A 12,048-nucleotide genomic window follows, 5' to 3' on the forward strand; every position below is an offset into this window, starting at 1 on the left:
TCTATTCCAGCAAAAGATGACGGGCGAGCCCTTCGATGTAGGTTTCATCCTGGCCGTTGGGGTGTGCTTCAAAAGCCAGGTGCAGATATTCGTGGGTGAGGTCTAGGCGATCCTGCAAAGTCAGTACGCCGCGTACGTAGATGCGTTGGCGTTCGCGATCAACAAAGGGGCGACCGAAAGCGAGTTTGCACACGGCGAAGGTGCTGACTTCGTTGTAGCCGGTTTCGCTTTCCAGCTTCGGACGCCAGCCGCGTCGCTGTTTTTGCAGCCAGTCTTGGGCTGCGGGCAATGCTTCGCAGGAGGCGACCGGGTTGTCCCAACGGCTGAGGCTGGCGCGCGGATAGGCGTGCAACAGAATCGCGTCGTAACGTTGACCGGCGTTGGCTTGCTCGACGGCTTGTTGCCAGGCGAGCTTGTCCGGACCGGGTTGATCGGAGTGATAGGTGACGGTGCTACCAGCCAGCACGAGGTCTGCCGTCCATGCGGCGATGCTGCGGGATTCGGCCGAGGCTGGACGCGGGGCGACACGCTGGCGATTGCTGCTGTCATCGATGCTCAGGCAGTCGCCGTTACGTGTGGCGTTTTGCAGCAGATAAGTGCGGATTGCCACGGCCAGCGCTTTGGCCGCTTCGGCGGGTTCGGGTTTGGCTTCACGCTCAAGGACGCGGGCTACATATTCTTCGCGATCAAGCCTTGCGACGAGTTTGTCGTTGAGTAGAAACAGTTCGCCGTCGCTGTGGATATCCAGCGCGTTGCCGTTGGCGAATTCGACGCGGTAGTCGCCTTGCAACGGGCCGGATGTCGCGAGGCGATCACCCGCTAACACCTTCGAAACTGGGTACTTCGAAAACAGGCTGACTTCGACACAACGCCCCGCCTCCGCCGGCCAGGCTGCCGGCAACACGGTCGCCAATGCTTGGCCGTAATGCCGCAAGACCATCTGACTGGTGCCTCGCCCACCCGCCCATACCGGCGCGCCATCTGCCGTCCAGCCAGCAAAACCACCCTGCCGCGACTGCGGATCCTGATCGCCGAGCCAGCTCCAGGTTTTCACCCGCAAGCGCCCGCCCAGTTCACCAACGACATTGCCGTCCGCCGCGTTCAGCACCACGTCGAGTAGCACTCGACGCGCCTGATCCTGCGCCGGCAACGAGGCCATAACCTTCAGCAGTTCAACCACGGAAACCCGTTGAGCCGGCTGCACCGAAGGCAGATCCAGCAACCACGACGGCGCCTGCCGCGTCTGCCAATAGGTACGCCAATCCGCCGCCGAAATCCCCAACCGCACCGGCTCAAAATACAAACCGCAGGATTTCACCAGCGCCTGATCACGCTCGATTTTGCCACCCGCCGCGCAGCAATAAACCTCTTCCTTCGACTGCCCGCGACATTCATACGCCGGCTCCCGCGCGCCGGTATCCACCAGCCATGCGTATACAAACAACTTCCACAGACTGCCCAGCGGCGTATCCAGCGATGACGGAAACGGTTCACGCTTGATCAGTTGCGTCTGACTCAACGACAACAATTCGCCCTTGTAGGCCACGCGCAACGGCTCGTCCTGCGCCGTCGCCAGCGCAGGGATCACACACATCAGCAGCCACAGCAGCGGCCGGGTCATGTCAGTTGACCGTGACCTGACCGAGGGCGGCTTTCGCTTCCTGGGCCTGATGCTGCGGTGCGTAGACCTGCTTGAACCGCACCGGCGGCAAGTTGAACTGGCCCTTCTGCGAGAATCGCACCAGATGGCGCAGCCGCAACTCGCCGCTCAGCGCATCGACCGGCACCGCGTAGGCCAACTGGCCCGGTTCGAAACGCGCCTTCTCCAGCGCAGTCGGCTCGGTGCCGTCCTTGCCCTGCAACTTGATGCCCCACGTGGTGCGTTCGACATCGGCGCCCGGTGGCAGCGGCACTTCGAGCATGCCGTAGCGCAGTGGTTTCGGCGCTTTGCTGGTGAGGATCACTTCGTCCAGATACAGGCTGTCGCTGGACAGCGGCTTGGTGCCCACCGGCTCCAGCTTGAAGGTGAAGGCTTCATCGCTTGGTACCAGTCGCGACAGGCGACGGGTGATGGTCACGGCCATTGGATCGACTGGCGGTTGCTGGGTCTGGAAGCTCAACGCCGCGCGCAATGGACGCTCTTGCGTGCCGGACACTGTCAGCACGCTCGGCACCGGAGTGGCGCCTTGCCAGGTCCAGTACATCTCACCGGTTGCACCGTAGTTTTTCTTCCAGCCCTCACCCGGCGTCAAGGCGATGGTCGGCGAAGCCTGGGCGATGCTGCGTTGCAACCAGGTCAGCGCCAGCGCACGTTCGAGGGTCGATTGCTGCGGCAACAGTCGTTGCAACAGCGCTTGCGCACGTGCCTGATCGAACGGTTGCAACGACAGGTTCAGCGCTTCGGCAAACGGCTGCGAGCTGACCGAAAGACGCTGTTGTGCAGCAGCCAACTGACGATTGAACGCGTCCGGCAAGGCGACTTTCGACTGCGTGGCCAAAGAGGCGGTCAACACCCGTGCCGCTGCCAGACCGAGCGCCGAATCCGGATCGCTCATCACCAGACTGTCTTCACCATCGTCGAGCATGGTCTCAGCATTGCCTTCACCGGCCTTGGCCAGATCGTCGATCAAGCCGCTAAGCAGCGTGTTCACCGGCAAATGCATCTGCTTGGCGAACGACAGAATCAGCGCGCGTTGCAGCAAAGGCGTGTTCGGCGCTTGCTTGGCGTAAACTTCCAGCACCCGCTGCCAATGCTCCGGCGGCAAGGTCAGCTCCAGCACCTGGCTGGCGTTCCAGTCGGCGTAATAGGCGTAGGCAGTGAGGAACGCATCCGGCTCACCGTCGTAACCCCACCACGTGAAGCTCGCCGATGGCCCGGCCATTTGCACCAGACGCAGACGGCTGTTCTGCATGATCAGGCGCAAGCGATCACGAATCTGCGGATTCGATGCCAGCGACGGATAAGCGATGCTCAGCGGCAGCAAACGACTGGCAGTCTGCTCGACGCCACCGTACGGATAACTCAGCAGATCATCGAGAGCCGAACGGAACAGCGCTTGCGGACTGTCATCCAGACGCAGGCGAATATCCGTGGCATCCGCCGGCAGGCTCAACGGCGTGTCACCACTGGCGACATCGAGGCCTTGCGTCTGCGTCACCTGCCAGCCGTCACCGGTCGCACTGAGGCGCACGGCGAGGGAATCGGCGGTTTTGCCGTCCTGCACCAGTTCAGCCGTCCAATCACCGGAAGCCAAGGCGAATGCTGGCAGCGGCAGGTAATTGATGCCGTTGTTGAGGGTCACCGGGACACGTTGTTCAGCGCCAGCGTAGTGCGTCACGAGTTCAGCCTTGACCGGTTTCTCGGCCTGACTGAACGCGAACACACCGAGTTGCGGCTGATCGCCCTCGCGGAATTTGCTCGGGCCGCTCCACTTCAGGTACAGCGGTTTTTCCGAACGCACGAACTGTTTCTTTTGTCCCACCTGACCGTCATCGGCGATGGCGCGGGCGGTAATGCGCCAGCGGGTCAGCGAGTCCGGCATTTTGAAAGTGAAACGGGTTTTGCCGTCGGCGCCGGTCAACAACTCCGGTTGCCAAGCGGCCGTGTCGACGTCTTCACGACGCGGCCGCTCCAGCACTTTCACCCCACGCTCGCTGCGGTTGGCTTTGCCCGGCGCACCGGGGCTGCCCGGCAGCGCGACGTCGTAACTGATGAACGACAGACTGGCGCTGGTACGCACATTGTTGCGGCGCGGGTGATAGAAGAACTGGTCGATGGTCGGTGCGACTTCCGGTTGCAGCGCATAGACCATTTCGTCGACGACGCTAACGGTCAGATGCGCCGGAACCGCTTTGCCGGCGAACTGCGTGGTCAGGTCAACCGTGACCGTGTCGCCCGGCAGATACACCGCTTTGTCGGTGCTGATCGCCACGTCGATTTGCGGCGCGACCACTTTGATCCCGGCGTTCTGGAAGCTGTACTGACCACCCTTGGTGTAGAGCACGGAGAAGGTCAGGTTCGGCGCAAAGTTGTCCCTCACCGGGATACGCGCGCGGTATTGGGTGTCGCTGAGCTTTTCCAGTTTCAGCCAGTCGCCGCCCTTGGCCAGCAGCGCAGTAGCTTCGACCTTGTCGCGCTCCAGAGAAAGCAGAGCATCGCTGACCGGTTCCGGGAACGTGATCAGCGCCAGCGCTTCATCGCCAGCCTTGTACTCAGGTTTATCGAGGACGATTTCCACGGTGCCCGGCACTGCTTTGACGCCATCGCCGGTGACCGAATGCCCGGTGGCACCGAGCACGCGACCGTGCTGATCCTTGAGTGTCAGGTTGTAAGTGCCCGGACGTTCGAAGGCAATGCTGAAGCCTTTGTCAGTCGCCGCAAGTTTGCCTTCACCAGTGCTCTGGTCTTCCAGACGCACCCAGCCATACGTGCTCGGCGTCACCGCTTTGCTTTGCTCGGTGCCGCCCTCGTTGGCGTAGCTGAACGCAACCTTGTCGCCGACCGCGCTGAAGCGTTGCGGTGCGCTCAAGCGAAAGCTCGCGGCGCCACGGTCGATGAGGATTTCCTTGGTGGTCTTGACCCGATACGCCGCGCCATCGCTGGCAAACACGGTGAGCATGTAGCGGCTCGGTTTGTCGGCGGCAGGCAGGTCGAGGGTCGCGTTGCCCTTGCTGTCGGTGGTCAGTTCGGTGCTGGTCAGCTCCACCGGGAATTGCCCGAGGTATTGCAGCTCGTTGTCGACCATCGACAGTTGCTGGGCGCGCAGGCTCAGGGTCAGTTTGGCGTTGGCCACCGGTTTGCCGTCCGGGTAGAGCAGCACCAGACTGCCCTTCACCGGTTCGCCGGTGCGGTAATCCTGCTTGGCCAGATTCAGCGAAATCTCGAAGTGCGGCTTGATGTACTCCGCCACACGGAACGCGCTGCTGTAAGCCTGATCCTTGTAGTTGAAGCGAATCTCGTAACCACCGGCAACGGCGTTGTCCGGCAACTGGAAACGGCCCTGAGTGCCCGCCTTCGAATCAAGCTTAAGGTCAAGGTGTTGTAGCTCGGTACCGGTCGCATCGAGCACGCTGACCGAGACATCCGCTGCCCCCGGCAATACCGAATCCCGCGCATTCTTGAACTCGCGACCGACGATCTTCAGCGACACCCAATCACCCGGGCGGTACAGCGGCCGGTCGGTGAAGGCATAGAGTTTGGTGTCGTAGATTTCGCTGTCGTAGTAGAAGTTTTCCGAGACGAAGACGCCGCCCTCTTCATCCTCGCCGATCACGAACGAACGCTCAGGGCTGACGTGTTTCAGGCGCAGCAAACCATCAGTGTCGGTCGCGCCGCTGCTCATCACACCGAGGCCATCCGTCCACAGCACATTGACCTTCGGCACCGAGCTGCCTTCGTGTTTGCGTGCGGCCCAGACCAGCAATTCATCGCCAGCAATCTTGCTCACCGCGACGGTGTTGGAGACGAACACCATGGTGGTCGCGCGGTATTTACCGATCAGCGCTTCGACCAGATACAGACCCGGCTTCAGATTGCCCAACGGGATGTAAACGTTACCCGGCGCGACGCTGACGAAGTCGCTCGAAGAGCCCGCGAGATTGACCCCGGCTGGCGGCTGAATCGGCTTGGCTTGCCACAATGGATAACGGAACTGGCTGACCACCGGCAGACCCGGAATCAGCGCAAATTGCGGCTGTGCATCGTACGGTGTCGGCGCGGCAATGGCGTTGCCCATCTTCAGTTCCGGCACCTCTTCGGTGACCTGTTTGCGCGACTCATAAGAGAACGCGCGCTGCATCACCCGACGGGATTTTCGGTACCAGTTGTCCCACAAGTACGCGAGGGTGTTGGACAAGCCTTCGCCCTTGAACTGGCCATCGCTGACCACGCGGTGCAGGTTCTTCTGGCGCTTGAGGAAATCCAGCGGCTTGTCGATGCGGTACACACGAATATCGGCGCCGCCGTACGGTTCCATGCGGAAACGGCGATAGTCTCGGCCCGGCGCTTCGAGGCGCACCATCGCCTGCTCGTCCGCTGCGAAACTACTGTCGGCAAGGAGGAAAAAGCTCTCACCGGACACCGGCGTATAGCCGCTCGGTTCCACCGAATCTTCGGCGTTAACGGTCGCCAATGGCAGCAACAGCGCCAGCAGCAAAGGAATTCGCGAGCAGATACGCAACATGCGGGCACCGGTCATTGGGAGAGAAAGTTCAGTCGATAGACGCCGATGAAGTTGGGGTTGGCTGCGTCGGGTATCCATCGGGTGTCCTTCCATGTCATGAGTTGCTGCAGGCTTGCCGAACGCATGCCGTTGTCAGTCGGGGTGGTGGTACCGGTGTGATAGGCGATGTAGCGGCCCATCCAGATCATCAGGTGCTGGTCGTCGCCCTGATCGAAAAACATCAGGTCACCGGGCCGCGCCTGCGACACATCGCGGCTGACCAGGTGGCTGTTGAACTGAATCAGTTTGATCGCGTTGACGTACGGCCCGACCTTGCCGCCGCCCTGCTGCCATTGCTGGGCGAGTTTGCGTTGCTCATCGCTGAGCGACAGCTCCGGCGGCAGATAACGATTGGACAGGCCATTGCTGCGCAGCCATTTGTCGTCATGGACTTTCAGCGCTTCGTTGGCGGCGAAACGCACCAGCCCGGCACAGTCCTGCTGATACCAACGCGGACTCGGGCCTTGGCTGAGTTGCTCTTGGGCGATGCGCACAAACCAGGCGCGAAACACCTGGGATTGCGCCGGGTCCAGCGCTGGCGTTTCAACGGCTCGGGCACCCGCACTCAATAGCAGCGCAAGCAGGCCGAGGCTGCGGATCAGTGTCGTCACAGCGCTTTCCACTCCAGCGGCAGCCACTGCCAGTGGCCGTCAGGCTCGCTGCCTTCAGGTAAAGTCAGGGCATATTTGCCGTAGCCGCCGAAGGTGCGCAGTTTCGGAATCAGGTAGGTTTGCGCGGCGTTGTAGAACACCGGCTCCATGTCCTGCGGCAGGCTGTCGAGGGTTTCCTGTTGCATCAGCTGCGCCATCGAGTCCGGGCCGAAATAGATCGGCATCAGCACATCTTTCGGCAGCACGTCGGCCATTGGCGGGAAGCGCTTATCGAGGGTGCCGAGCGCCTTGTCGACCAGTTTGTCGTCGAGGGAAAACAGCAGCGTCGAGCCGTGACGGGCAAGACTGACTTTCATGAATGCCTTGCCGGAAATCGCGTCCGGGTTTTCCGCAGTCTTCGCCGCGTAGGGGCCGAAATTGGAACTGACCTGACGCTGCCAGACGTGGTTCTGGCCTTCCTGCTTCTCGACCACCGGGAACACGTTTTCTTCGACGTTGGCCTCGAACGCACCAACCATCGAACCGAACAGCTTGCCGAGATCGCCATCAAGTTTGCTGCTGTCCTCGTCTTTCAAACTGGCCACCAACAGCGGCGTGTACAAACGCGAATCGGCGTACCAGCACAGGCCTGCCGCGCCGGCCACGTGTTCGGTGAGGGTCTGCGCCACGGTCTCTTCGGCACCAAGCTTTACCAACAGCGGTTTTTGCGGTTCGGCCGCGACCGGCAAGGTCACGCAGGTACTGGCCCCCAGCGGCATGGCTTGCCAGACCGGTTTGAAATCGAAGTCGGGCTGGTTGTCCAGTTCGTCCATGGCGAGGTAGCTGTGCCAGCCCTTGTCATCCATGTCGAAGCGCAGCCCGGCGAAGTTCGGGATAAAGCGCTGATAACCCATGGCCAGGACGCTGGAATTGACCGACAAACGCTGTTTGGTTTCCGCAGTTTTCGCCGGCAGCCCGAAGGCTTCAGGGAACAGTTTTTCGCCATTGAGCAGCGCCGCCAGCGCTTGCGGTGAAACATGGCCGGACTCTTCGGACGCGCCGCTTTCCGGGTCGTAATACTTGGCCGGGTTCGACAGCACCACCAGTTTGTCGCCGTGGGAGGCGAACAGCAGCGCTTTGCTGGCGTTATAGGTCAGTTGGTACAGCGGCACGCTATCGCCGCCGACCTTGAGTTCGCCCATCTGACTGAGCTGAGTGTCATCCAGCGCGACTTTCGCCAGCGGCTCCAGCAGTTTCGCCAGACCACCACGATCCATCACCAGCAGAAAATCCTTCAAGCGACCATCCGCGCCACGCCACAGCGCGACATCGGCCGGTTGATCGAAAAGCTGCTCGATCAGGCTGTCCTGCAACTTCAGATCATGCTCGTAGATGATCCGGCGCAGACTGCCGATCAAGCCGAGGCGATCAGCATGAGTCTCGTAATAGAAGACGAAATCCTCGGTGAGCGTGGCCTTGAGGAACGGCACCGTCAGCAGGTCCTTGGGCAACTGGCTCAGCGAACGGGTTTCCAGCAACGCATCCGGACGGCTGAGGCCAAGCTTGTCACTGGCCAATTCCGCCGGCGGTGCCTTGGGCTTGAGCAGCAACCAGCCAAAACCACCCGCCACGCCGGCCACCAGGCACAACCCGGCCAGAAGCAAAGGCCAGCGCCGCGAAGGTTTGGCCGCTGGCGTGTCGGCAGCCGGAGTAACAGTGTTATCGCTCATCTTTTCAAAGCCCGATTTCATCCGTGCAGCGGGATGCTTATTAATAGTTGAAAGTCTTGACCAGCAGCAGATCACCGATCGCCCGCAGGGGTACGATGAACGTTTCGCGTTTTTCGTCGACGGTGTTTTCGTTGAGCACCAGCGTGATTTGCGAGGTGATCACCTCGTTCTGGTTGCTGGTCTCCTCGAAGTTATAGCCGCCGTTGCCGAAGTTGCCCCAATAGTTGACGTAAACCAGATAGGTGCCGTGCAACGGCGCGGTCATGGTGAACATTTCCGGGCCCGGGCCATCAACGCCATCCGGGTCAAGACCGCCGCCATTGCTCAGCGCTGGCCGAGCCCAGAACGCATGCTGACCGTCAGGCGTGACAATGTGCAGATCGAGCTCGGCTTTCGGATCGTCCCATCCCAAGACAAGACGAATCCGCGCCGGCGTGCGCAAATTGTTTGCTTCATAAAATTGCACGCGCTTGAGCGACTGGCCTTCGGCGCTGATCACTTCGACGCTGTTGGAGCCAGCGCCGAACGCGTACGGCCGGGCGAAACGGCCTTGGTCGTCGGTGTACAGATTCAGTGGATTGCCATTCACGGCGAGACTGTGCGGCGGGCGCATATCGCCGATGGCCTTGAGCTGGCCCTGGATCATCGTGCGATTGCGCTGGATGCCGCGATCGATCGGCGGCGTCGGATAGGCGACTTGCGGGTTTTCGCTGCGGTCGAGCAAGCCGTGATAGCGCCAACCGCCCACTGGCTCCGACAGCTCGGCCGTCGGCGCCGCCAGCAGCGCGGGCGCGCAGGCCAGGCCGATCAGCAGCCAAAGAAATGAACGCATGTAATGCCTCCTGCCATGCCTGAACGAAACCTTGCACCCGATCCTCGGTACTTCACAGCGGTGAAAACTGCGTTTCGTCTGAAAGACCCGTGACTATGGGGTCGTAGAAGGCGCGAAGATTAGCGATTCGGCGGTTTTTTAACAATCGGATACATGTGCTTTTACTGTAGGAATCACGCCAATCCGGTGGACGGTGAGCCGAATAGCCGTCATATTCGGCTCACAAAATGAGCCGAATAGCTTTTCTATTTGGCTCACGGACTCAAGGCAGGCAACGAATGGCAACTCACTGGATCTGGCAGCAGCCCGATTGGCCCGACTTCAACTGGCAGGCAGAACGCCTGACACCGTTGTTGCGTGAGTGTGTGCAGGCGCAAGGTCAGTTGATGGGTATGGCCGGTTCGGTAGGTGACTCTTTGGGGGCTCAGGCCGAACTGGACGCCCTTTTGCAGAATATCGTGACGTCTTCGGCCATCGAAGGTGAGCAACTGAATGTCGGCTCCGTGCGGTCATCCTTGGCGCGACGTTTGGGCCTGGAGTTGATCGACGGCGATAAAGTCAGCCAACGCAGTGAAGGTCTGGCGCAACTCATGCTCGATGCCACCCGTCGATTTGTCGAACCGTTGACGCTGGAACGCTTGCTGGAATGGCACCAATGGCTGTTTCCCGATCAAGAGGCTGACCTTACTGCGCGCTCAATGCATGTGGGTGCGCTACGCGGTGACGAGCCAATGCAGGTGGTTTCGGGTCGCATTGATCGTCCAACGGTTCATTTCGAAGCCCCACCACGCCAAGGTCTTGAACAGCAGCTCGACCAGTTTCTCCAATGGTTCGAGACCAGCCAGCATCAGACAGCACTGGACCCGATGCTTCGCGCGGGCATCGCCCACTTCTGGTTCGTCACCCTGCATCCGTTCGACGATGGTAACGGCCGTCTGACCCGCACCATCACTGATCTGGCGCTGGCACAGGGCGAAGCGCAAGCCATCCGTTTCTACGCCATATCGGCGAGCATTCTGGATGATCGTTCCGGCTACTACCGGATTCTGGAATCGAGCCAGAAAGCCACGCTGGATATCACCGAGTGGCTCTCTTGGTTCCTGCAAACCTTGCTACGCAGCCTGCAACAAGCCATCACCCGGATTGAAAGCGTGCTGGGCAAGACGCGTTTCTGGCAGGCACACCGCGAGTCCGAACTTTCGGCTGAGCAGGTCAAAGTGCTCAATCGCCTGCTCGATGGCGGCGAGCGGGGCTTTGAGCACGGCATCAGCGCCGGGCAATATCAAGCGGTGGCGAAAGTGTCGAAGGCCACGGCGACCCGACATCTTGTGGAGTTGCTGGAGAAAGGTTGCCTGCAACGCTTGCCGGGAGGTGGCCGTAGCACGCGCTACCAGATCAATTATCCGGACAGAGCAGCACGTTAAACCCAACCGCCACAGTGTCATTCTTTGCCCTTGAGAGCCGGCCCGCTCATTTGCCCATAACCCCCCTATCTGCTAGTGTCGCGCCGGTTTAACGTCAACCGGAAATCGCCGCCATGGCCCGCAAAAAAGCTGCACTGGATTTCGAACAGTCCCTCGCCGACCTGCAAACACTGGTCGAGCGTCTGGAGAACGGTGAATTGTCGCTGGAAGACTCGCTGACCGCTTTCGAGCAGGGCATCGGTCTGACCCGTGACTGCCAGGCAGCGCTGGCGCAGGCCGAGCAGAAAGTGCAAGTGCTGCTGGAGCGCGATGGCGAACTCGCCGAGGAACCCTTCGACGCGGAACAGCCAGAATGATTGCGGCGTATACGGCGAGCAGCCAGACCCGGGTCAACGCAGCGCTGGAAACCCTGTTCAATGCGCCGCTGCCGGAGCTGGCGCGGCTTTACGAAGCCATGCGCTACAGCGTGATGAACGGAGGCAAACGCGTGCGACCGCTGCTCGCCTACGCGGCGTGCGAAGCGCTCGGTGGCAAGGCTGAACAAGCCAACGGCGCGGCCTGCGCGGTTGAGCTGATCCACGCTTATTCGCTGGTTCACGATGATTTGCCGGCGATGGACGACGACGATTTGCGTCGCGGCCAGCCGACCACCCACAAGAAATTCGACGAAGCCTGCGCGATTCTCGCCGGTGACGGCTTGCAGAGCCTGGCTTTCAGTGCCCTGCTCGACCCGCGCCTGAGCGATTGCAGCAGTGACATCCGCCTGCAAATGGTCACCGCGCTGGCTAATGCCGCAGGCCCGGCAGGCATGGTCGGCGGTCAAGCCATCGACCTCGGTTCGGTTGGTCTCAAACTCGATCAGAAAGCCCTCGAACAGATGCACCGGCACAAGACCGGCGCACTGATCGAAGTCAGCGTCAAACTCGGTGCTCTGGCCAGCGGCCGTGCCGAGCAGGATGAACTCCGTGCCCTGCAGACTTATGCACAGGCCATCGGCCTGGCCTTTCAGGTGCAGGACGACATCCTCGACGTCGAAAGCGATACCGAAACCCTCGGTAAACGCCAGGGCGCCGACATTGCCCGCGACAAACCGACCTACCCGGCGCTGCTCGGTCTCGACGCTGCCAAGGCTTACGCGCTGGAACTGCGCGATCAGGCCCTGCACGCCCTGCGACCATTTGACGCGGCGGCCGAGCCCTTGCGCGAGCTGGCCCGGTATATCGTCGAGCGGCGCAACTGACGGCGTATCCG

General features: G+C 61.0%; 8 protein-coding genes. 3 read left to right on the forward strand and 5 right to left on the reverse strand.

Features of this window, described 5'->3' with window-relative positions; all coding sequences use genetic code 11:
* Window position 1: 1 nt before the first annotated feature.
* The 5 genes from AB4N44_RS13805 to AB4N44_RS13825 are packed head-to-tail and all read right to left on the reverse strand — an operon-like array spanning window position 2 to window position 9,373.
* Window positions 2-1,621, reverse strand: coding sequence for a DUF2300 domain-containing protein (locus tag AB4N44_RS13805; RefSeq protein ID WP_460108670.1), 1,620 nt, complete (start codon window positions 1,619-1,621; stop codon window positions 2-4).
* Between the two features lies 1 nt (window position 1,622).
* Window positions 1,623-6,197 (reverse strand): alpha-2-macroglobulin family protein, encoded by a 4,575-nt coding sequence (locus AB4N44_RS13810; protein WP_460108668.1) that lies wholly within the window; start codon window positions 6,195-6,197, stop codon window positions 1,623-1,625.
* Window positions 6,194-6,832, reverse strand: a complete 639-nt coding sequence (locus tag AB4N44_RS13815; protein ID WP_127929933.1) for a DUF1175 domain-containing protein — start codon at window positions 6,830-6,832, stop codon at window positions 6,194-6,196. The genes AB4N44_RS13810 and AB4N44_RS13815 overlap by 4 nt, the downstream gene beginning before the upstream one ends.
* The gene (locus AB4N44_RS13820) at window positions 6,829-8,541 is read right to left on the reverse strand and encodes a DUF2138 domain-containing protein (RefSeq protein ID WP_150774606.1); all 1,713 of its coding nucleotides are present in this window, start codon (window positions 8,539-8,541) and stop codon (window positions 6,829-6,831) included. The genes AB4N44_RS13815 and AB4N44_RS13820 overlap by 4 nt, the downstream gene beginning before the upstream one ends.
* 40 nt (window positions 8,542-8,581) lie before the next feature.
* Window positions 8,582-9,373, reverse strand: coding sequence for a YfaP family protein (locus AB4N44_RS13825; RefSeq protein WP_127929935.1), 792 nt, complete (start codon window positions 9,371-9,373; stop codon window positions 8,582-8,584).
* Window positions 9,374-9,651: 278 nt separating this feature from the next.
* Here AB4N44_RS13825 and AB4N44_RS13830 point away from each other — a divergent pair, with 278 nt between their 5' ends.
* The 3 genes from AB4N44_RS13830 to ispA all read left to right on the forward strand — a co-directional run bounded on the left by AB4N44_RS13830 (window position 9,652) and on the right by ispA (window position 12,037).
* The gene (locus AB4N44_RS13830) at window positions 9,652-10,797 is read left to right on the forward strand and encodes a Fic family protein (RefSeq protein WP_460108665.1); all 1,146 of its coding nucleotides are present in this window, start codon (window positions 9,652-9,654) and stop codon (window positions 10,795-10,797) included.
* A 113-nt stretch (window positions 10,798-10,910) separates the two neighbouring features.
* Window positions 10,911-11,153 (forward strand): exodeoxyribonuclease VII small subunit, encoded by a 243-nt coding sequence (locus tag AB4N44_RS13835; RefSeq protein WP_003228627.1) that lies wholly within the window; start codon window positions 10,911-10,913, stop codon window positions 11,151-11,153.
* Window positions 11,150-12,037 (forward strand): (2E,6E)-farnesyl diphosphate synthase, encoded by an 888-nt coding sequence (ispA, locus tag AB4N44_RS13840; RefSeq protein WP_099757289.1) that lies wholly within the window; start codon window positions 11,150-11,152, stop codon window positions 12,035-12,037. Before AB4N44_RS13835 ends, ispA begins: the two co-directional genes overlap by 4 nt.
* Window positions 12,038-12,048: the final 11 nt, after the last annotated feature.

The sequence above is a fragment of the Pseudomonas sp. S3_C06 genome (assembly GCF_054667675.1).